The sequence below is a fragment of the Microbacterium bandirmense genome, assembly GCF_037204185.1.
Taxonomy (GTDB): Bacteria; Actinomycetota; Actinomycetes; order Actinomycetales; family Microbacteriaceae; genus Microbacterium; species Microbacterium bandirmense.
In genome coordinates this window covers 131,099-151,484 of the sequence record NZ_JBBDGM010000005.1, presented here as the reverse complement: position 1 = coordinate 151,484, position 20,386 = coordinate 131,099, and the positions used below count along the sequence as shown (strand labels likewise).

At 67.9% G+C, this 20,386-nt stretch carries 25 protein-coding genes; 6 read left to right on the top strand and 19 right to left on the bottom strand.

From position 1 onward, the window contains the following. Positions 1-4: 4 nt before the first annotated feature. Entirely contained in the window at positions 5-595 is a 591-nt protein-coding gene (locus WDU99_RS07545; RefSeq protein ID WP_337331834.1) for a 2'-5' RNA ligase family protein, read from the top strand. A 12-nt stretch (positions 596-607) separates the two neighbouring features. Here WDU99_RS07545 and ccsB read toward each other — a convergent pair whose 3' ends face one another. The 5 genes from ccsB to WDU99_RS07520 form a co-directional block, all read right to left on the bottom strand. Next, positions 608-1,594 (bottom strand): c-type cytochrome biogenesis protein CcsB, encoded by a 987-nt coding sequence (gene ccsB, locus WDU99_RS07540; RefSeq protein ID WP_337331833.1) that lies wholly within the window; start codon positions 1,592-1,594, stop codon positions 608-610. 2 nt (positions 1,595-1,596) lie between these two features. Then, positions 1,597-3,333, bottom strand: a complete 1,737-nt coding sequence (resB, locus tag WDU99_RS07535; RefSeq protein ID WP_337331832.1) for a cytochrome c biogenesis protein ResB — start codon at positions 3,331-3,333, stop codon at positions 1,597-1,599. Then, positions 3,314-4,096, bottom strand: a complete 783-nt coding sequence (locus tag WDU99_RS07530) for a cytochrome c biogenesis CcdA family protein (protein ID WP_337331831.1) — start codon at positions 4,094-4,096, stop codon at positions 3,314-3,316. Before WDU99_RS07530 ends, resB begins: the two co-directional genes overlap by 20 nt. After that, the gene (locus WDU99_RS07525) at positions 4,093-4,728 is read right to left on the bottom strand and encodes a TlpA family protein disulfide reductase (protein WP_337331830.1); all 636 of its coding nucleotides are present in this window, start codon (positions 4,726-4,728) and stop codon (positions 4,093-4,095) included. Before WDU99_RS07525 ends, WDU99_RS07530 begins: the two co-directional genes overlap by 4 nt. Before the next feature lie 77 nt (positions 4,729-4,805). Beyond that, positions 4,806-5,264, bottom strand: a complete 459-nt coding sequence (locus WDU99_RS07520; protein WP_337331829.1) for a MerR family transcriptional regulator — start codon at positions 5,262-5,264, stop codon at positions 4,806-4,808. Positions 5,265-5,323: 59 nt separating this feature from the next. Between WDU99_RS07520 and WDU99_RS07515 the strand changes: the two genes are divergently transcribed. Continuing rightward, positions 5,324-6,214, top strand: a complete 891-nt coding sequence (locus WDU99_RS07515) for an NAD(P)/FAD-dependent oxidoreductase (RefSeq protein ID WP_337331828.1) — start codon at positions 5,324-5,326, stop codon at positions 6,212-6,214. A gap of 59 nt (positions 6,215-6,273) precedes the next feature. Here WDU99_RS07515 and WDU99_RS07510 read toward each other — a convergent pair whose 3' ends face one another. After that, on the bottom strand, positions 6,274-6,933 hold the full coding sequence (locus WDU99_RS07510; RefSeq protein WP_337331827.1) for a histidine phosphatase family protein: 660 nt from the start codon (positions 6,931-6,933) through the stop codon (positions 6,274-6,276). A 9-nt stretch (positions 6,934-6,942) separates the two neighbouring features. Next, positions 6,943-7,338: a DUF5684 domain-containing protein gene (locus WDU99_RS07505; RefSeq protein ID WP_337331826.1), complete on the bottom strand. Its 396-nt coding sequence runs from the start codon at positions 7,336-7,338 to the stop codon at positions 6,943-6,945. 96 nt (positions 7,339-7,434) lie between these two features. Between WDU99_RS07505 and aspS the strand changes: the two genes are divergently transcribed. Beyond that, on the top strand, positions 7,435-9,234 hold the full coding sequence (aspS, locus tag WDU99_RS07500) for an aspartate--tRNA ligase (protein WP_337331825.1): 1,800 nt from the start codon (positions 7,435-7,437) through the stop codon (positions 9,232-9,234). A gap of 124 nt (positions 9,235-9,358) precedes the next feature. Then, complete coding sequence (locus WDU99_RS07495; RefSeq protein WP_337331824.1) at positions 9,359-9,871, top strand: GNAT family N-acetyltransferase; 513 nt, start codon at positions 9,359-9,361, stop codon at positions 9,869-9,871. A 19-nt stretch (positions 9,872-9,890) separates the two neighbouring features. On the opposite strand, the gene WDU99_RS07490 is transcribed toward WDU99_RS07495, so the two are convergent. The 12 genes from WDU99_RS07490 to WDU99_RS07435 all read right to left on the bottom strand — a co-directional run bounded on the left by WDU99_RS07490 (position 9,891) and on the right by WDU99_RS07435 (position 18,521). After that, the gene (locus WDU99_RS07490; RefSeq protein WP_337331823.1) at positions 9,891-10,715 is read right to left on the bottom strand and encodes a carbohydrate ABC transporter permease; all 825 of its coding nucleotides are present in this window, start codon (positions 10,713-10,715) and stop codon (positions 9,891-9,893) included. Further along, on the bottom strand, positions 10,712-11,602 hold the full coding sequence (locus WDU99_RS07485) for a carbohydrate ABC transporter permease (protein WP_337331822.1): 891 nt from the start codon (positions 11,600-11,602) through the stop codon (positions 10,712-10,714). Before WDU99_RS07485 ends, WDU99_RS07490 begins: the two co-directional genes overlap by 4 nt. Positions 11,603-11,604: 2 nt before the next feature. After that, on the bottom strand, positions 11,605-12,867 hold the full coding sequence (locus WDU99_RS07480; protein ID WP_337331821.1) for an ABC transporter substrate-binding protein: 1,263 nt from the start codon (positions 12,865-12,867) through the stop codon (positions 11,605-11,607). 126 nt (positions 12,868-12,993) lie between these two features. After that, a complete protein-coding gene (locus WDU99_RS07475; protein ID WP_337331820.1) occupies positions 12,994-13,818 on the bottom strand; it encodes a sulfite exporter TauE/SafE family protein in 825 nt (274 codons plus the stop codon). A gap of 86 nt (positions 13,819-13,904) precedes the next feature. Continuing rightward, a complete protein-coding gene (locus WDU99_RS07470) occupies positions 13,905-14,660 on the bottom strand; it encodes an amino acid ABC transporter ATP-binding protein (protein WP_337331819.1) in 756 nt (251 codons plus the stop codon). Beyond that, on the bottom strand, positions 14,657-15,454 hold the full coding sequence (locus WDU99_RS07465) for an amino acid ABC transporter permease (RefSeq protein ID WP_337331818.1): 798 nt from the start codon (positions 15,452-15,454) through the stop codon (positions 14,657-14,659). Before WDU99_RS07465 ends, WDU99_RS07470 begins: the two co-directional genes overlap by 4 nt. Before the next feature lie 35 nt (positions 15,455-15,489). Next, positions 15,490-16,314, bottom strand: a complete 825-nt coding sequence (locus WDU99_RS07460; RefSeq protein ID WP_337331817.1) for a transporter substrate-binding domain-containing protein — start codon at positions 16,312-16,314, stop codon at positions 15,490-15,492. 131 nt (positions 16,315-16,445) lie between these two features. Next, positions 16,446-16,745 (bottom strand): Dabb family protein, encoded by a 300-nt coding sequence (locus tag WDU99_RS07455; protein ID WP_337331816.1) that lies wholly within the window; start codon positions 16,743-16,745, stop codon positions 16,446-16,448. Then, a complete protein-coding gene (locus WDU99_RS07450) occupies positions 16,742-17,011 on the bottom strand; it encodes a glutaredoxin family protein (protein ID WP_337331815.1) in 270 nt (89 codons plus the stop codon). The genes WDU99_RS07455 and WDU99_RS07450 overlap by 4 nt, the downstream gene beginning before the upstream one ends. A gap of 80 nt (positions 17,012-17,091) precedes the next feature. Then, positions 17,092-17,190, bottom strand: a complete 99-nt coding sequence (locus tag WDU99_RS07445; protein WP_003792170.1) for a 30S ribosomal protein bS22 — start codon at positions 17,188-17,190, stop codon at positions 17,092-17,094. Between the two features lie 114 nt (positions 17,191-17,304). Continuing rightward, positions 17,305-17,496 carry a helix-turn-helix domain-containing protein gene (locus tag WDU99_RS07440; protein ID WP_337331814.1) on the bottom strand — a complete coding sequence of 64 codons (192 nt, stop codon included), beginning with the start codon at positions 17,494-17,496 and terminating at the stop codon, positions 17,305-17,307. Between the two features lie 92 nt (positions 17,497-17,588). After that, the gene (locus WDU99_RS07435; protein ID WP_337331813.1) at positions 17,589-18,521 is read right to left on the bottom strand and encodes a TetR/AcrR family transcriptional regulator; all 933 of its coding nucleotides are present in this window, start codon (positions 18,519-18,521) and stop codon (positions 17,589-17,591) included. A 103-nt stretch (positions 18,522-18,624) separates the two neighbouring features. Here WDU99_RS07435 and WDU99_RS07430 point away from each other — a divergent pair, with 103 nt between their 5' ends. Continuing rightward, entirely contained in the window at positions 18,625-19,545 is a 921-nt protein-coding gene (locus WDU99_RS07430) for an ATP-binding cassette domain-containing protein (RefSeq protein WP_337331812.1), read from the top strand. Next, positions 19,542-20,354 carry an ABC transporter permease gene (locus WDU99_RS07425; RefSeq protein ID WP_337331811.1) on the top strand — a complete coding sequence of 271 codons (813 nt, stop codon included), beginning with the start codon at positions 19,542-19,544 and terminating at the stop codon, positions 20,352-20,354. The genes WDU99_RS07430 and WDU99_RS07425 overlap by 4 nt, the downstream gene beginning before the upstream one ends. The last annotated feature ends 32 nt before the right edge of the window (positions 20,355-20,386 follow it).

The following is a 20,386-nucleotide window of genomic DNA, read 5'->3' as shown; positions in this document are numbered from 1 at the left end:
ATTCATGGCGCGCGACTTCATGACGGATGCCGGGCAGCTGCGCGACCTGGAAGGACAGCAGTACGTCGTGCTGCGTCCCGCCGGTGCGGTCATGCGCGAGTTCGACCGCGTGCAGGATGCCGCGCGGCACCGGCTCGGTGACAGCGTGCGGTACCCGGGCGCGGCGCACGTCACGCTCCGAGGCCTCTACGAGCCGGAGCGCGTCGAACAGGTGCGGAACCTCGTTCGGCGGTGGGCGGCGCAGCAGCATCCGATCGAGATCGTCTTCGAAGCCGTCGACGCCTTCCCGGCGCCGTGGCAGATCATCATCGCGCGCCTCGCGCGCACACCGTCACTCACTCACGCGTATGCCTCGCTCACCGAGGCGCTCGAGCGCACCGACCTGCGCCGCATCGGCGAGCTGAGTCTGGACGAGTGGGTCTTCCACCTCTCGGCCGTGTACGCCAAGACGCTCGACCCCGCGGACTGGGCACGCGTGGCATCCGACCTCGCGCGCGAATACGCGGAGCCGACGACCGACACGATCTCCGAGGTCGAATTCGTCACCTACTTCGACGCGACCGAGCGTCGCGAGGTCTTCCCGCTGGTCGGGTGAGCCCGCCCCCGCTCAGCTCAGGCCGCTGTACGCGTGCAGTCCCTTGAAGAACACGTTGACGATCGTGAAGTTGAAGATCACCGCGGCGAAGCCCGTGATCGACAGCCACGCCGACGGGTTGCCGCGCCAGCCGCGGGTCGCGCGCGCGTGGATGTAGCCCGCGTAGAGCACCCAGATGATGAAGGTCCAGGTCTCCTTGACGTCGAAGCCCCAGTAGCGACCCCAGGCGTCCTGCGCCCAGATGGCACCGGCGATGAGCGTGAAGGTCCAGAAGATGAAGCCGACGACCGTGAAGCGGTACGCCATGTTCTCGAGGCGCGTCGCCGCCGGCAGGGTGCGCAGGAACCCGGGGCCGGCGTTCTCGATGCCCTCGGCCACCCGGCGCTCGCGCCGCGTCTGCATCAGCTGCAGGATCGACAGCGCGAAGGCGAGGGCGAACAGGGCCGTCGACAGTGAGGCGACGAACACGTGGATGACCAGCCACACCGACTTCAGCGGATCGACCAGCGGCGTCACCTCGGTGTAGAAGTTCGCCGCCGCCGCTCCCAGCAGCACCAGCACGAGCCCGGTGATGAAGCTGCCGAGGAACTTCAGATCGACGCGCAGCAGCATGACCAGATACACGGCCATGATCAGCAGCGTGCCGATCATCGCGAACTCGTACAGGTTGGCCCACGGCACGCGCTCCGCGGCGAAGCCTCGGGTCAGCGTCGCCGTCAGGTGGAACGCGAACCCGAGCACGGCCAGCGCCGTGCCGATGCGCGCGAAGACGTAGCGCGGCCTGGCCGGCGCGGCGTCTGATCCGGCTTCACCATCGGATGCCCCGACGGCAGCATCCGACGCCTCGCCGCCGCCCGCGGCGACCAGCATCCTCGTCTTCGCCTCATCGCTCACCGACGAGCGGCGCGCGAGGTCGAAGGCGTACGCAATGAACGACGCCGCGTAGATCGCGATCGCCGTCCACAGCGTCAGAATCGACAGGGAATCGAGATCGGGCATTGTCATGCTCCCTTCGCGGAGGTGTCGCGCCGGGGCGCGGCCCCGTCGAGCAGTCGCTCATGCCCGCGGACGAGATCGTCCACGGCAGCGGCCAGGGTGGGGTCTTCGCCGCGCGCGAGGCCAGCGTACTCCAGGTGGATGCGGTCGTCATCGGATGCTGTCGCCTTGACCCACATGCGGCGTCGCGGCACGAACAGCGCGAGTCCGAGCCCTCCGAGGGCCAGCAGGGCGAACACGAGCACCCAGGTGGCCGAGTCGTCGTGGTGGATCTGCAGCGACGCATAGCGCTTGACCGACTGCAGCGTGTCGTTCGCGCCGTCGGGCGATGCGTCTTCGAAGGTGACCGTGCCCAGGCCGTTCGGCAGGTCGGCGGTCTCGCCGGGCTGCAGCTCGATCGACTCGACGTCGGTGCCGCGGCCGTTGAGCTTCTCGAGCTCGTCGGTGTCGAGCTCGAAGACCGACACCGGTTTGCCGCCGTCGATGCCGAGGTCGCCCTGATACACATCGAGGGTCAGCAGCGGCAGGTTCAGCGCCCCGTGCGCGGATGCGTAGGCACCCGATTCGAGCTCGACGACCGTCGGGTACAGGAATCCGATCATGCCGAGCTGCTCGGGCATCCCGTCGGTGATCTTCACCACGCCGAGCGAGGTCATCGCGCTGTCCTGCGGCAGGAACTCCACGGGCTGGCTCAGCACCTCTTCACCCTCGGCGTTGCGCACCGTGATGGTGGGGGCGTAGCCGTTGCCGAGCAGGTACACGCTGTCGCCGTCGACGTGCAGGGGGTGGTTGACCTCGATCTTGCCCTCGCTGGTCGAACTGTCGGTGTGCTGCACTGTCACGTTCGCGGCGAAGTTGCCGGCCTGCCCCGCGCCCGGCATGCCGAAGTCCTCATAGGTGACGTCGAACTTGTCGAGTGTGATGGCGTACGGCTGCAGGGCGTCGTCACTGACGAAGCGGCCCCGGTTGATCGAGTTGTAGTCGATCAGGGTGTTGACGAAGCTCGCCCCCTCGATCACGACCTTCTGTCCCGTGTACGCGTACCCGCCGCCGATACCGACGGTCACCAGCACACCGACCAGGGCGATGTGGAACACCAGATTTCCGGTCTCGCGCCAGTAGCCGCGTTCGGCCGACACCGACCAGGCGCGACCGCGATCGTAGCGGGCGACACGGTACCCCAGTGCCTTCAGTTGCTTCTCGGCGACGTCGACCGCATCGGATGCCGCAGCATCGGCATCCGCTCCGTCGATGGTCCGCTCGACGGACCGGTGGTCGTCAAGCCGCGACAGTCGCGCAGGCGTGCGCGGCGGCTGGGCGCGCAGGGCCTTCGCATGGTGCTTGATGCGCGGGATGATGCAGCCGATCAGCGAGACGAACAGCAGCAGATAGATGGCCGAGAACCACGGCGACGAGTACACGTCGAACATGCTCAGATCGTCGAGCAGCGGGAACACGTCGGGGTTGTTCTGCTTGTACTGCACGACGCCGTTCGGGTCGGCGGTGCGCTGCGGGAAGATCGATCCCGGAATCGCGGCGATCGCCAGGATCAGCAGCAGCACCAGTGCCACGCGCATCGAGGTCAGCTGACGCCAGCCCCAGCGCAGCCAGCCGACGAACCCGAGCCGCGGCTGGACGATGTCGCCGTCGGTCTCGACCGCGTCGATGTGGTCGGCCGGGCGACGGGGATCGGTGGATGCCGACGTACCGTCGACGTTCTTCTCAGATGGGGAGGATGACACTGGCCATCACCGCCGTGAGGTTAGACATGATCTCGGTCCAGACGCCGGTGGCCATCAGCACACCGAGCACGATCAGCAGCACGCCGCCGATGATGTTGACGACGCGGATGTGCCGACGCACGAATCCGATCGCGCGCGTCGCCCAACCGAAGCCGAGGGCGACGAGCAGGAACGGGATACCCAGACCCAGCGAGTAGGCGAAGCCGAGCAGCGATGCCCGCCACGGGGTGCCCATGTTGAACGAGAGCGCCACGATCGCGGTCAGGGTCGGCCCCATGCAGGGCGCCCAGCTCAGTCCCAGCGCCACGCCCAGCAGAGGTGCGCCGATCAGGCCCGTGCTCGATTTCACCTGCATCCGCATCTCGCGCTGTGCGAAGCCGAAGAAGCCGAGGAAGACGAGGCCCATGGCGATGATCAGCACACCGAGGATCTGTGTGATCAGGCCGGACCACTGCAGCACGAACGCGCCGAAGGTGCCGCTGAGAGCGGTGATGGCCACGAACACGACAGTGAAGCCGAGGATGAACAGCAGCACGCCCAGCAGCATCCGGCTGCGCTTCGTGGTCTGTACGGCGGTGCCGCCCGCGGAGTTCGTCGAGGCTCCCGCATCTGCTGAAGGACCGGCCGCTCCCCCGATGAAGCCGAGGTACCCGGGCACCAGCGGAAGCACACAGGGGGACACGAAAGAGACCAGCCCGGCGAGCATCGCCAGGGGGATCGCGAGCCACAGCGCACCGGCGCCGATCACCGCCTCGGGTGTCACGCCTTCTCCTCGAGCACGTCCTGGATGATGGTCGAAAGGATCGACGTGCCGTCGATGGGTCCGATGATGCGCGCGGCGACCCGCCCCTGCTTGTCGAGCACGAGGGTGGTCGGCGGCGCCTGGATCGGGGTGACCTTGGCGAAGGCGAGCTTCGCCTCGCCGGTAGTGGCGTCGATCAGGCTGGGGTAGGTCACGCCGTACGTCTCGGCGAACGCCTTGGCCGTCGCCGGCTGGTCGTAGATGTTCACGCCGATGAACGCGACGTCGTCGGGCTGGTGCTTCTGCCAGACGGCTTCGAGGTCGTCGGCCTCGATGCGGCACGGGCCGCAGCCCGCGTACCAGAAATTGACCACGGCGACCTGGCCGCTGATGTCGTCGCTCGAGAATTTCTCGCCGTCTTCGGTGACCCCGCCGAATTCGACGGGCTCGTCGCGCTCGGCTTCGGGGATCTCTTGCGTGCGGAAGTCGGCGGAGGTGTAGGCCTTCTCATCGCCGTTCAGGAACGCCTCGGTGGCAGGGTCCGGAGCGCAGGCACTCAGGCCGATGGCGATCACCGCGGCGAGCGCGGCTCCCGCGAAGCTCAGCAGGCGGTGACTCCGGGCACCGCGAAGCGCGCGAACAGAAGAGGACACGCTGGGAATCGTACGCACGTTTCCTATGCGCGCTCTGACATCATGCGCCGCGTATGCGCGGTCATCGAGGCGTGCGGTCAGGCCATGCGGAGGGCATCCGCGTGGGCATGCGCAGGCACGGTCTCGGATGCCGGGAAGCCGTCGAGCACGTCGATCACCTCGGCACGGAACCGCGGACAGGTCGAGATGTCGTGTGATGAGCACCGCAGCGCGTGCTCGGTCATCGCCTTCGAGTGCTTCATCTCGGCCATCCGACGGTCGAGGTCATCGAGGTGCGCCTGCAGCACCTCATGTCTGCCCGCCATGTCGCGCTCGAGCAGATGCGCGATCTGGTCGAGGCTCATGCCCGATGCCTTGCTGCGCAGGATCACCGCGACCCGCACGACATCGTCCTCGCCGTAGCGACGCCGACCGGCCGCGTCGCGCTGCGGCGAGAGCAGGCCGACCGACTCCCAGTGCCGCAGCACGTTGGTGGGCATGCCGAATCGGCCCGCGACGTCGCCGACCGACCATCTCGAAACAGGACTTGACTTCATGTTGACATGAAGTCACAGACTGACGGGAATAGCAAGCGAAACCCCTCAGGAGGATCCCCATGCGCGAGGTCATCATCATCGGCGCAGGCCCCGCGGGCCTGCAGGCCGCTCTCACGCTCGGGCGGATGCACCGCTCGGCCCTGATCATCGATTCCGGCGAGTACCGCAACGGGCCGGTGCAGCACATGCACAACGTGCTGGCCAACGACGGCACGGCTCCCGCGGACTTCCGAGCCGTCGCGCGGGCGCAGCTCACCGAGTACGCCACGGTCGAGCTCCGCGAGGGCGCCGTGGAGCATGTCAGAGCAGTGGACGGGGGCTTCGAGGCCGCACTCGCGGGCGGCGCCGTCGAGCGCGCGACCCGCGTCGTTCTCGCCACCGGCATGATCGACGACCTGCCGACCGTGCCCGGTCTCGCTGAGCTCTGGGGAACGCATGCGTTCAGCTGCCCGTTCTGCGACGGACACGAGTTCAGCGGGCGCCGCGTCGGCGTGCTCGGCGCCGACCCGCGGGTCGAGCACATCGTGCGGATGCTGCGCCCCATCGTCGATGCACTGACCGTGTTCGACGGAGGAGAGCTCGATGCCGGGGCATCCGCCGCTCTGTCCGCGCTCGGCGCGGACCTGCACCACGCGCCCATCACATCCGTCGCCGCGCACGCGGGCGGCGTGACGGTCAGCGCCGGGGAGCCGGTGCAGGTCGCGGGGCTGTTCGTCACCTCGGGCACAGCACGCCAGCGTGCGCCGTTCGCACAGCAGCTCGACCTGCGGATGCTGCCCAGCGGCGCCATCGAGATCGACGACTTCGGGCGCACGTCGCTGCCCGGCGTGTGGGCCGCCGGCGATATCGCGCATCGTGCGAGTCTGCCGGGCGCGATGGCATCGGTGATGATGGCGGCGGCGGCCGGGCAGCTGGCGGGCGCATCGATCGTCGGCGAGCTGGTGGCCTGAGCCGATCATGGCCGGCCCGGATGAGCCGGGCCGGCCCGCGTCACCCCGGCCGACCCGCGTCAGACTGCGCCGAGGTCGACGCCCTTCGCCGCCGGTTCGGCGTAGTCGACCTCCCGCCAGACATCACCCACGCGCTCGAAGCTCGTCACGCTCGACAGCGCGCAGCGCCGGGTGCGCGGATCGTGCCGCAGCGGCAGGCCCGCCACCGCCAGGTGCGTGATCCAGATCGGGGCCTGGTGCGATACGAACACGATGTCGCCCTCGGTCGCCCTGGCGTCGGGCGCCGCCGCGCCGGTATCCGAATGCGCGTCCCACTCCTCGTCCATCGCCTCTTGCATCCGCTCGGCGATGGAGCAGTACGGCTCCCCCCAGCTCGGCAGCGACGGGCGACGCAGGTGGCGCCAGTTCAAGGGGTTGCGCAGCGCGCGGGACATGCGCTTGCCCTCGAAGACGTTGGCCGGCTCGATGACGCGCGCGTCGAGCACCGGCTCGAGATCGAACAGCTCTGCGAAGGGCTCGGCCGACTCCTGCGTGCGCTCCAGCGGCGAGCAGCGCAGTGCGACGACCGGACGCCGCAGCGACGCGATGTAGTCGGCCGCGGCCCGCGCCATCTGCCGGCCGGCATCGCTGAGGTAGTAGTCGGGAAGTCGGCCGTACAGCACGCGGGTGGGGTTGTGCACCTCGCCATGGCGCACGAGGTGGAGTCGGGATGCCATCACGCGCCGACCTCAGGCGCGCCGGTAGCGGGCGCTGCCGAACCCGAGAATGAAGAACCCGATGACCGAGAGCAGCCACAGCAGGAAGAACGAGAACGCCCCGCCCTTGCCGAATCGGTCGCCGAGCTTGAACGAGACCACGATGTGGAAGATCCAGCCGACCACGGGGATCAGGTAGAGCAGCGCGAGCCAGCCCGACATGCCCGCCACCTTCACCAGGAAGATGACGTTCACGATCGGGATCAGCGCGAGGATGCCGGGGTACCCCGCCTTGGTGAACACCTTCCAGAGTGCGACCGCGTAGAGCACGTAGAAGACCAGCGCCAGCACCCCGCCCGTACCCGAGAAGATGATCGCGTACAGGCTGCTGACCCCATCGGTCGCGTTCTCAGTCAGAAGGGCGTGCATGGCTGCGAGTCTATCCACCTCATCCGTCGCCATCGGCGCGGGCTCCCCTCCCCCGTAGACTGGCCACGTTCCATTTCCCTATCAGGAGGAAGTTCCGTGCTTCGCACACACACGGCAGGCTCGCTGCGAGCCGAGCACATCGGTCAGACCGTCACCCTCTCGGGCTGGGTCGATCGTCGCCGCGATCACGGAGGCGTCGCGTTCATCGATCTTCGGGACGCCACGGGCATCGCCCAGGTCGTCATCCGCGATGAAGAGGTGGCCCACCCCCTGCGCAGCGAGTTCGTGCTGCAGGTGACCGGCGAGGTCTCGCGCCGCCCGGCCGGCAACGAGAACCCGAACCTCCCCACCGGGGACATCGAGCTGATCGCATCCGATGTCGTCGTGCTCAACGAGTCCGCTCCGCTGCCCTTCCCGGTCTCGAGCGGTCTCGCCGAGTCCGACCCGATCGGTGAGGAGGTGCGTCTCAAGCACCGCTACCTCGATCTGCGCCGGCCGCAGGCCGCGAACGCGATGCGCCTGCGCTCTGAGGTCTACAAGGCGATCCGCGACGAACTGCACTCGCGCGAGTTCGTCGAGGTCGAGACCCCGACGCTGACCCGTTCGACGCCCGAGGGCGCCCGCGACTTCCTGGTGCCGGCGCGCCTGCACCCCGGCAGCTGGTACGCGCTGCCGCAGTCGCCGCAGCTGTTCAAGCAGCTGCTGATGGTGGGCGGCGTGGAGAAGTACTTCCAGATCGCGCGCTGCTACCGCGACGAGGACTTCCGCGCCGACCGTCAGCCGGAGTTCACGCAGCTCGACATCGAGATGGCCTTCGTCGACCAGGAGGACGTCATCGAGATGATGGAGTCGCTCGTCGTCGCGATGTGGAAGACCATCGACGTCGACGTGCAGACCCCGCTGCCGCGGATGACCTACGCCGACGCGATGGCCAAGTACGGCTCCGACAAGCCCGACCTGCGCTTCGGCCTCGAGCTCGTCGAGGCGACCGAGTACTTCACCGAGACCCCGTTCCGGGTGTTCCAGTCGGAGTACGTCGGTGCGGTGCTGATGCCCGGTGGCGCGTCGCAGCCCCGCAAGGTGCTCGACGCGTGGCAGGACTGGGCCAAGCAGCGCGGTGCCCGCGGCCTCGCGTACGTCCTCTTCAACGAGGACGGCACGCTCGGCGGCCCCGTCGCCAAGAACCTGTCGGAGTCCGAGCAGGCGGGCCTTGCCGAGCTCGTGGGCGCGAAGCCGGGCGACTGCGCCTTCTTCGCCGCGGGTGAGACCAAGGCCAGCCGCGCGCTGCTCGGCGCCGCGCGCGTCGAGATCGGCCGTCGCCTCGAGCTGCTCGACCCGAACGAGTTCGCGTTCACCTGGGTCGTCGAAGCCCCGATGTTCGAGCCGGCGTCGGATGCCGTCGCCTCGGGCGACGTCGCCGTGGGCACCGGCGCGTGGACGGCTGTGCACCACGCGTTCACCGGTCCGAAGCCGGAGTTCGCCGACACGTTCGACAGCGACCCGGCATCCGCCCTCGCCTACGCGTACGACATCGTCTGCAACGGCTCGGAGCTCGGCGGCGGATCGATCCGCATCCACCGCGAGGACGTGCAGAAGCGCGTGTTCCAGGTGATGGGGATCAGCGAGGAGGAGGCCGACGAGAAGTTCGGCTTCCTGCTCGAGGCGTTCAAGTTCGGCGCTCCCCCGCACGGCGGCATCGCGCTGGGCATGGACCGCGTCATGCAGCACCTCACCAAGACGGAGTCGATCCGCGAGGTCATCGCGTTCCCGAAGTCGGGCGGCGGCTTCGACCCGCTCACCGAGGCGCCCGCGCCGATCACGCCCGAGCAGCGCGCCGAAGCGGGCGTCGACCACGAGCCCGAGGACGAGTCGGCCGACGAGGTCGCCGCGAATTAGCATCCGTCCTCGCCCCTGCTGAGCGCCGCCGCCCCTGCTGGTTCACGTAAACCAGCAGGGGCGGTGTCATTCGGCAGGGGCGGCGAGCGCAGAGAACCCGAGCCGGCGCTGGCAGACTGAGGGGATGCTGGCATCCCTCCCCCTCCCGCACCCCTTCGGCTCGCGCGCCGGGCGCGCGGTGCTGCGCCGCGCCGAGATGTCGGATGCTGACGCGCTCATCGCGCTGCTCGCCGATGATCCGATCAGCGCGGCCCGCGGCGACCGGGCATCGGATGCCGACCGCCCGGCCTACCTCGCCGGGATGACCGAGGTGCTCGCCGATCCCTCGAACGACCTCGTCGTGATCGACCTCGGCGGCGAGCTCGTCGGCACGATGCAGCTCACGCTCATCCCCGGTATGACCCGTCAAGGCACCAAGCGACTGCTCGTCGAGGCGGTGCGGGTGCGCAGCGACCTGCGCTCGGCCGGTATCGGCTCGGCGGCCATGCGGTGGGTCGCCGACGATGCCGCCCCGGCCCTCGGCGCGGCGATGATCCAGCTCACCAGCGACGCCGCCCGCACCGACGCGCACCGCTTCTACGAGCGCCTCGGCTACACCGGCTCCCACGTCGGCTTCAAGTACGCCGTGGCGCGCTGAGACCGCGCGTCACCGCTCCTCACTTCATCGCGCCGGCGACCATGCCCTTGATGAAGCTGCGCTGCAGGAACAGATAGGCGAGCAGCACCGGCACCACCGAGAGCAGGGATGCTGCGGCGGCCGCACCCGGATTGCTGCCCTGCGACGTGAAGAAGCTCGCCACCGCGGGGGCGATCGTGCGCACGTCCGGGTCGCGCAGGAAGTACGTGCTGAGTGCGAACTCGTTCCAGATCGCGACGCCGGCGAGGATCGCCACCGTGGCCGTGACAGGCTTGAGCATCGGGAACACGACCCGGAACAGCACCTGCACCGGGCCGGCACCGTCGACGACAGCGGCCTCCTCGATCGACACCGGCAGGCTGCGCATGAACGCCGTGTACAGGAAGACCGCCAGGGGCAGGTTGCCGGTGACCATCACCAGGATGATGCCCCAGTGGGTGTTCAGCGCACCGAGATCCTTCATCAGCGTGTACAGCGGCACCAGCACCGACAGCGGCGGGATCATGATCAGCGCGATGATGCCGGCGTAGATCAGCTGGTTTCCGCGTGTGATGCGCCGCGCCAGCGGGTAGGCGGTCAGCGCCCCCAGCAGGCACACCAGCACCGTCGAGACGAGCGTGACGATCGCGCTGTTGCCGATCGCCGTGAGGATGCCGCCCTGATCCACCGCGGTGACGAAGTTCTGCCAGTAGATCTCGCCGGGCAGCGTCCACGGCGACGACAGGTCGCTCTTCGGCTTGGCCGCGGTGGTGATCCCGAAGTAGAACGGCAGCAGCTGCAGCAGTGCGACGATGGCGAGGGCGATGTAGATGAGCGCCCTGGACGGCGCGGGTGCTTCTTTCACAGCTCCACCCGCTTCCGGTTCAGCGCGCTGTTCAGCACGAACGTCGCCACGGCGATGAGGATGAACAGCACCACGCCCATGGATGCCGCGTATCCCGCCGCCTGACTGGAGAAGTAGGTCTCGCCGATCAGCGTCGACACCGAGTGCGTCGACCGCCCCGGTCCCCCGCCGGTGAGCACCTGGATCACGTCGAACAGCTTGAGCCCGCCGATCAGATTCAGCACGATGCTGGTCGCGAACGCGGGCTGCAGCAGCGGCACGACGATGCTGCGGAACCGCTGCCACCAGCCGGCGCCGTCGAGTTCGGCGGCCTCGAGATACTCGCTGGGCACCGCCTGAAGCCCGGCCAGGTAGATCACCATCGAGATGCCGACGAACTGCAGCGAGTTCACCGCGACGATCACGGTCACTCCGACCGACGCGTCGGCGAGCCACGCCACCTGGTCGGCACCCCACAGCGCACGCAGGTCGTTGAGCGCGCCGTTGTTGTACCGGAAGATCAGGTAGTACATGGTGCCGAGAACGACCGGCGAGACCATCACCGGCAGGTAGATGATCGCGCGGATCAGCGAGGCACCGCGCACGATCCGGTCGAGCACCACCGCGAGCCCGAGCCCCAGGATCTGCTGGATGATGGTGCTGCCGACGCCGTAGATGAACGTGTTGATCAGCGCCCGGCGGAAGACCTCGTCGTCGAGAAGCCGCACGTAGTTGTCGAAGCCGATGAACGCCCGGCCGGGGCTGTAGCCGTTCCAGTTCGTCAGCGACAGCCCCATCCCGCTGATCAGCGGATAGATCGAGAACACCCCGAACAGCAGCAGTGCCGGCACGTAGAGCCAGTTCAGCCGCCGTGGGTACAGGCCGTGCGGTCGACCGTGCCGCGGCACGGCTACTGCTGCCCGTACAGGGTGCCGTAGTCGGCCTCCACCTGCGATACCGCGTCGTCGACTTCGCTCTGCCCGGTGATGATGCCGCTGGTCGTCGTGATCAGGGTGTTCCACATGCCGTTGGGCAGGTATGCGCGGTCGAAGTACGGCACCATCCGCACATCTCCCGGGGTGAAGAACTGCTCGTAGCTGTCGGCGAGGTCACCGAGATCGACATCGACGCCGGTGAGACCCGCCGGGTTGCCGTCGTCACCGGCGAACTGGCCGATGTTCTCCGGCTCGGCGAGGAAGGCGAGGAAGTCCAGCGCCTGCTCCTTGTTCTCGCCGTCGCGCCACGCCCCCAGGGCGACGCCCTCGCCGCCGATCAGGTACTCCGAGTCGCCGTTGATCGCCGGGACCGGGATGAACCCGAGTTGCGCGTCGGGCACGAACTGCAGGGCGCTGAGCACCAGGTTGTTCTGGATCATCACGAACGCGGTGGTGCCCTGCCCCAGGGCGCTGGCGATGTCGTCGCTGGTCGCGGCCGAGAAGTCGGGGTTGAAGTAGCCGGCCTCCGCCCACTCGTCGATCGTGGAGTACATCGCCTCGAACCCGCTCTCGACGAAGTCGCCATCGGCCAGCTCGGCGGATTCGGCTTCGTCGTACGATCCGGATGCCAGCCAGTCGGCGACGTTCCCGGCGAACCAGTCGTCCTTGCCGGAGCTCGAGATCGGCACGATCCCGGCATCCTTCGCCGCGGCGAGCGCGGCGTCGAACGCCTCGATGTCTCCCAGCGACGCCGGGTCGATGCCGAGGTCGTCGAGCACGGTCTTGTTGTAGAGGATGCCGGCGACATCAGTGGTCAGCGGCAGAGCGAAGAACTCGCCCTCGTCGTTCTTCATCGTCGTGTCGAGCACGGGGTTCAGCTCATCGGCCCAGGGCTGGCCCTGCAGCGGCTCGAGGAACTCGCTGTAGCGCAGCAGCGACCAGCCGTGCGTCGCCCAGATGTCGGGCAGATCGCCCGAAGCCATCCGCACCTTCATGTCGCCCTCGTAGTCCTGGCCCATCGGCACGACATCGATGGTCACACCGGGGTTCTCGTCCTCGTAGGCCTTCGCCAGCGTGGAGAGCGATTCGAAACGGGGGCTGTCCTCGGCCATCGCCGATTGCAGCTCGAGGGTCACCTCGCCTCCGCCGTCACCGGCTCCCGAGCATCCACTGAGTACGACTGCGGCGACGACCAGCCCGGCTGCACCAGCCAGACCCGCCTTCCTGACCTGCGACATCATTGTCCCTCCTCGGTCTTGACTGTGATCGCACTCCCCCAGTGCACTCGGGAATCCCCGCGCACTGGGGAGTCTACGCGGGGAGATGCCCGGCGGATAGCCCCGTGACGGACGGTGCGGAACGGGTCACCACGTGGCGAGCCAGGGCGCGACGTTCTCATTCCACACGTCGACGCCGAGCTTTCCGATCAGCAGCACGACGACGATCAGGAACACCACGCGGATGAACCGCGAGCCACGAGCGATCGCCATGCGCGAGCCGAGATAGCTGCCGGCGACGTTCGCGACGGCGAGGATGCCACCCAGCAGCCACAGCACGGCGCCGTGCGGGATGAACAGCAGCAGGGCGCCGGAGTTGGTGGCGAGGTTGACGATCTTCGCCTTGGCGCTGGCCTGCAGGAAGTCGTAGCCGAGCAGGGTGACCAGCGTGATCACCAGGAAGGTGCCGGTGCCCGGCCCGAGCAGTCCGTCGTAGAAGCCGATCGCCAGACCCGCTGCGCCGGCGGCGATGTGATGCTTGTGCCCCTGGAAGCGCAGCACGGTCTGCGCTCCCAGCTGCGGGCGGAAGGCGGTGAAGATGGCGACGGCGAGCAGCGCCACCACGATGATCGGCTTGAACGCCGCCGGCGGGAGCACCGTGGCGACGGCCGCGCCGCCGAACGATCCGACCAGTGCGATGGCCGCCATGGGCAGCGCGGTGCGGATGTCGGGTCTGGCGCGACGGTAATATGTGACGCTGCTGGTGGCCGTGCCGAACACCGAGGCGAGCTTGTTGGTCGCCAGCGCCTGCACGGGCGTGATGCCGGGGATCAGCAGCAGTGCGGGCAGCTGCAGCAGCCCGCCGCCGCCGACGACCGCGTCGATCCAGCCCGCCGCGAACGCGGCGATCACGATGAGGATCAGCGTGCCCCAGGTGAGCTGTTCGAGTCCGAGGAATGCGCCGATGTCCATTGTTCCCAGGATGCCAGATGCGCAGCATCCGCCCGCACCGCGTGAGGGGCGGGGGCGGATGCTGTCGCATCACGCCCCCGCCGTGCTCACAGCACGCGGGAGAGGAAGTCCTGCGTCCTCGGATGCTGCGGATTCGCCAGCACCTCGCGCGGGTCACCCTGCTCGAGGATGTGCCCGCCGTCCATGAAGATCAGGCGGGAGCCGACCTCACGCGCGAAGCCCATCTCGTGCGTGACGACCAGCATGGTCATGCCCTCGTCGGCGAGCTGGCGCATCACCTGCAGCACCTCGCCGACCAGTTCGGGGTCGAGCGCCGACGTGGGCTCATCGAAGAGCATCATGTCGGGCTTCATGCACAGAGCCCGGGCGATCGCCACGCGCTGCTGCTGACCACCGGAGAGGTGGCTCGGGAAGGCATCCGCCTTCTCGGCGAGCCCGACGCGGTCGAGCATCTCGCGCGCGATCTGCTCGGCCTCCGCCTTCGCGCGCTTCTTCACCCTGCGCTGCGCGAGCGTCAGGTTGCCGAGCACGCTGAGGTGAGGGAAGAGGTTGAAGCTCTGGAACACCATTCCGATGCGGGTGCGCACCCGGTCGATGTCGACGTCCTCATCGGTGATGTCGATGCCCTCGATGAGGATGCTGCCGCCGGTCGGCTCTTCGAGCCGGTTCACCGAACGCAGAAGCGTCGATTTCCCCGAGCCCGAGGGACCGATCACGCACACGACCTCGCCCGCGGTCACGGTCAGATCGATGCCCTTGAGCACCTCGTTGTCGCCGAAGCTCTTGACCAGCCCGCGAACCTCGATGGCCGGGGCATGGACGTCGATCAGATCGGTGCTCATCGCTGCCTCGCCATTCGTCGCTCAAGCCACGCGCTGAAGCGCGTGAGGGGGATGGTCACGATCAGGTACAGCAGCGCCGCCATGATCAGCGGGGTGGCATTGCCGTTCTGCGTTGTCGCATCGCGCGCGAAGGTGGTGAGCTCCTTCGACCAGATGAAGCTGCCGGCGATGAACAGCAGAGAGGTGTCCTTCAGCAGCAGCACGAATTCATTCGTCAGCGGCGGGATGATGATCCGGAACCCCTGCGGGATGACGATCCAGAACGTGGTCTTCATCGGCGACATGCCCAGCGACCGCGCTGCTTCGGTCTGACCTTTCGGTACCGCCTGGAGCCCTGCGCGGATCGTCTCCGCCATGTATGCCGAGGCGACGAGGATCAAGCCGACGAGTCCGAGCACGACGGGGCCACCGAGATCCTGATTGCGCACACCGAGCGCGATCGGCAGGATGTACGCCACCGCGAAGATCGTCAGCAGCGCGGGCAGCCCGCGGAACAGCTCGATCCACACCGTCGCGATCCACCGGAACGGCGCGATCACCGACAGCTTCATCAGCGCCAGCAGCACCCCGAGCAGCAGCCCGCCGAAGAACGCCACCGCGGTGAACCAGATGGTGTTCACCAGGGCCGTCGTGATGATGCCCGGAAGCATCTTCAGCGCGACTTCGGGGTTGAAGAACAGCGGTCCCAGGCGCGCCCAGTCGGCGCTGATCACGGCCCATACCGCGAGCGCGATCAACACCGCGTAGACGATGTATCGGTACAGCTTCTGCTTCTGAGTTCGTCTCAACGCCATCGTCGAGGCCCTTCCGACCGCCAGCCCAAGCGATCTCAGTTCGCAGCGAAGTACGTGTCGTAGATCGTGTCGTACTCGCCGCTGTCACGCAGCTCGGCGAGAGCGGTGTTGATGGCCTCGAGCAGTTCCGACTTCTCGCCCTTCGCGAAGGCGAAGCCGTAGGACTCGCCCGTGTCGTACTCCTCGACGATCTTGTAGTTCGGGTCAGCCTTCTCGTGCTCGATGTTGACGGGCTGATCCTGCAGGATCGCGTCGATGGTTCCGGCCTGGATTGCCGGCCAGAGTTCGCCGTCCGAGGGCAACTGCAGAAGTTGCGCACCCGGAGCATTCTCGGTGGCGTATGCCTCGCCCGTCGTGCCCTGCTGCACGCCGACGATCTTACCGTCGAGATCATCGATAGAGGCGATGTCCGAGTCGGCGGGAACCAGCAGCGACTGCAGCGAGTCGTAGTACGGGTCGGAGAAGTCGAGGTTCGCCTTGCGCTCCTCGGTGATCGTCATGGCCGATGCCCCGAGATCGCAGGTGCCCGAGGCGAGTGTCGTGCCCGACTGAAGCGCGTCGAAGCCCACATCCTGCACGGCGAGCTTCAGGTCGAGCTTCTTCGAGATCGCATCGAGCAGGTCGATGTCGAAGCCGGTGTAGCCGGTTCCGTTGTCTCCGCCCTCGAATTCGAATGGCGCGTAGGGGATGTCGGAACAGATGGTGAGTGTGCCGGCCTCGACCAGGCCGTAGTCGGGACCCGAGGGCGCGGTGTCACCGCCGTCGGAGCCGGCGTCGGTGTCGCCGCCGGCGCAGCCGGTCAGGGTGAGCACGGCGGTGGCCGCGATGGCTGCGGTGAGCAGAAGAGGACGACGGTTCATGGCCACTCCTTCGTGACAGGGGCTTGCGCCCGGAAGACGGGTAGCTCTCATCTAAACACGGCCCGGCCCGCATCGACCAACGCCGAGGCCCGCGGCCGCATCACATTTGGGTTGCAGTCAGCGGGTGCGGCTCAGATCTCGAAGTCGACCGCCACACGGGACTGCACGATCGAGCGCAGGTAGACGCCGACCTCCTGGTGGGCCGGATGCACCTGGTAGGCCTCCAGCGCGTCGAGCGAGTCGACGTCGGCGACCAGGGTGACGTCCCAGTTGACGTCGGGGTAGGCGACGTTGGCGCCTGCCGAGACGGCACGCAACTCGGGCACCACGCCCATCAGCGCGTTCAGGCGCCGGGCGACTTCGGCTGCCTGCTCGGCGCGCACACCGGCATCGGGATCGGCGAGCTTCCAGCTCACGACGTGACGGATCACTTCAGCTTCTCCTCCAGGCTGGTGCGCAGCCGGTCGGGCGAGACCCGCCAGTGCGCGTGCAGTTCGCCGTCGATCAGGACGACGGGGATCTTCTCCCACCATTTCTCGTACAGGGCGGGGTCGTCATGGATGGACTGCTCGACGATCTCGAGACGCTCGGCGTCAGCATCCGACAACTCGGCGACGACCGCCTCGACGACGTCGTGAGCGACGTCGCAGAGGTGACAGTCGGACTTGCCGATCAGCGTGAGGGTGGTCGATCCCATGGTTCTCCGTGGCGGGTACACAGAACTGCGGCTGGTACACGAAGCGCCCGTCCGAGGACAGGCGCTTGGTGTCGTGCCGCTTACTTCTTGTTGCGGCGCTGGTGGCGAGTCTTGCGAAGCAGCTTGCGGTGCTTCTTCTTCGCCATGCGCTTGCGGCGCTTCTTGATGACTGAACCCACGGAAACCTCACTAAGTCAGGGGTTGGATGCCAGGAAGGCGGCACCCGGGTACGGGCATGGAAAAAATGCCTCGGACGATTCTAGCAAACGGTCACGGCAGAGCGTGCACGGCGCTCATCCCACGTCCGAGATGGGCTTGTTCATCACCTCTGCGACAGCCGACTCGGGCACGCGGTAACTGCGACCGAATCGGATGGCGGGCAGCTCGCCGGCGTGCACGAGCCGGTACACGGTCATCTTGGACACGCGCATGAGCTCGGCGACCTCGGCCACCGTCAGGAATCGAACGTCTTGAACGTCGGGCATCCCCAATACCCCTTTCTGCTGATGCACAGCTTATGGGGTGCAAGCGACGCGTGTAAACCGCTGTTGCTCGTGTGATCTCCCGGTTCGGCCCGTCAGGCCTCGCCGCGAGCGCGCGCCGCGCGCGCGATCGCGTCCCGACGCACCTGCCGCTCGAGCTTTCGGGCATCGCGCAGCGCCTTCTCGGCGTCACGCACGGCCTTCTGCGCCTCGCGGTGCTTCTTGTCACCCGTGAGCTCTGCCGGGTCGACCGCGATCCACTCCCGCACGGGCGCACGCTCGCCGCCCTGCTCGAGGCGGTCGATGTACATGGCCACGCCGTCGAGCAGTCGCTCGAGACCGAAGCGGAAAGGGTCATCGGGTGCCGTGAACACCCCGGCGTCGATCGCCGCGCGCAGGTAGGGGAACTCCTCCACCGTGATGACGCGGTCGAAGAGCGTCGCCTCCTGCAACGCGACCTCGTTGGGGTTCAGCCCCGTCGCCCGCGACGTCTCGGCGTAGCCGGCCGTCACCATCCCGTACCAACGGGCGTGCCCTGTGGCTGCCAGCGTGACCGCGAGCTTCTCGATCTCACTGAGCGGCGTCGGCGACAGCGCCTCGAGCCCTGCGTCGATCCACGCCGAGCTGTTGGGCGTTATGGGAGAGCCCGTGATCGGCAGCGACAGGATCCACGGATGCCGCAGGTAGATGAGCGTCTGCGCCTCGAACAGCGCCCGCAGCCTGTCGCGCCAGCCCTCGTGCTCACGGTGCTCCTCGGGCGGCAGCCCGGTGGCCTGCTCCTGCATCAGCAGCAGCAGATCGTCCTTCGCGCTCACGTAGCGGTACAGCGACATCGGCGTGAAGCCGAGCTTCGCGGCGACGGCGGCCATCGACACGGCACCGATCCCGTCGGCCTCGGCGAGTTCGACCGCGGCATCGACGATCTTCTCGACGCTCATCTCGCGCTTCGGACCGCGCTGGGGGTTCGCCGCCACTCCCCACGCGAGGGCGATCCCCCGGGGGAGTTCGGGAAGTTCCTCGTCTGCCATCCCGCCATCCTACTTCTGTATATCTCCTAAACCGTGTGTTACCGTCATACACAGAAGTGTTCGACATACACAGTTTACGCCCTCCACAGAAAGGAAGGACGCCATGAGCACAGCCGCGATCGACGTCACCGGCCTCCGCAAGCGCTTCGGTGACCACACGGTCATCGACGACATCGACCTGACCGTCCACCGGGGCGAGGTCTTCGCCCTGCTCGGGCCGAACGGCGCCGGCAAGACGACGAGCATCAACATCCTGACCACGCTCACGCAGGCCGATTCCGGAACGGCGACGATCGCCGGCTTCGACGTGCGCACGCAGCCTGTCGCGGTGCAGCAGCGGATCAGCCTGACCGGTCAGTCCGCCGCCGTCGACGACGCCCTGAGCGCGACCGAGAACGTCGTCATGTTCGCCCGCCTCTCCGGGCTCAGCGTGCGCGCCGCGCGCCGCCGGGCATCCGAACTGCTCGACCGATTCGGGCTCAGCGACGCCGCATCACGCCGGGTGCGCACGTACTCCGGCGGGATGCGACGACGTCTCGATCTCGCCCTCAGCTTCGTCGTCACCCCCGAGGTGCTCTTCCTCGACGAGCCGACCACGGGCCTCGACACCCGCAGCCGACGCGATCTGTGGCAGCTCATCCGCTCATTGGCCGACGCCGGCACCACGGTCTTCCTCACCACCCAGTACCTCGAAGAGGCCGACCAGCTGGCCGACCGCATCGCGGTGCTGAACGACGGGCGCATCACCGCCGTCGGATCCGCCGCCGAGCTGAAGTCCCGCATCGGCGGAGACACCGTCGAGGTGCACGACGAACTCGGCGGGCTGCTGCGCAGCGTCCCGACCGACGGCACCGTCACAGGCCTGCGCACCGCACTCGATCAGCTCGACGCACAGGGCGCCGAGGGCACCGTCACGCTGCGGCGCCCGACGCTCGACGATGTGTTCCTCGCCCTCACCGAACCCGACATCTCCCGCACCGGCGCCCTCGTCGGCGCCGCACCTGTTCAGGAGTCCGCAGAATGACCATCACCACCGCGCCGACCGCGCCCTCCGTCCCCACCCTCCGACCGCGTCTGCGCGGCATCACCGCCGAACTCGTGTTCGTCGGGCGCAGCCTGCGCCACTCGCTGCGCGACGGCGAATCGCTGCTGATGGCGGTCATGCTGCCGGTGCTGCTCATGCTCATGTTCACCTGGGTGTTCGGCGGAGCGATCGATCCGTCGGGCGGTTACGTCGACTACGTCGTTCCCGGCATCATCCTCACCTGCGCCGGCTTCGGGGCATCGTCGACCGCCGTATACGTGGCGAACGACATGCGCACCGGCATCATCGACCGGTTCCGGACGATGCCGCTGCGCGCCGGTGCCGTGCTGACCGGGCACGTCGTCGCGAGCCTGCTGCGCAATCTGGTCGCCACGGCGATCGTGATCGCGGTCGGCGTGCTCGTCGGCTTCCGCCCCGAGGCCGGCTTCGGCGCCTGGCTGCTCACGGCAGGGCTGCTCGCACTGTACATCCTGGCGATCACGTATCTGTTCGCCGCCATAGGACTGGCCGCCGGTTCGCCGGAGGCCGCGAACGGCTACGGCTTCATCCTGTTGTTCCTGCCGTATCTCTCGAGCGCGTTCGTGCCGGTGTCGAGCATGCCCGAATGGCTGCAGCCGATCGTGCGGCACCAGCCCATCACCCCGATCGTCGAGACCATCCGCGCACTGCTGATGGGCTCTGACATCGGCGCAGAGCCGCTGGTCGCGGTCATCTGGTGCGTGGCGATCCTGGCGATCGCCGTCGTGTGGGGCTCGTGGCTGTTCCGCCGCAAGGCGGGGCGACGCTGACGTTCACCGGAGCCGCGCTGGGCGTCAGCGGC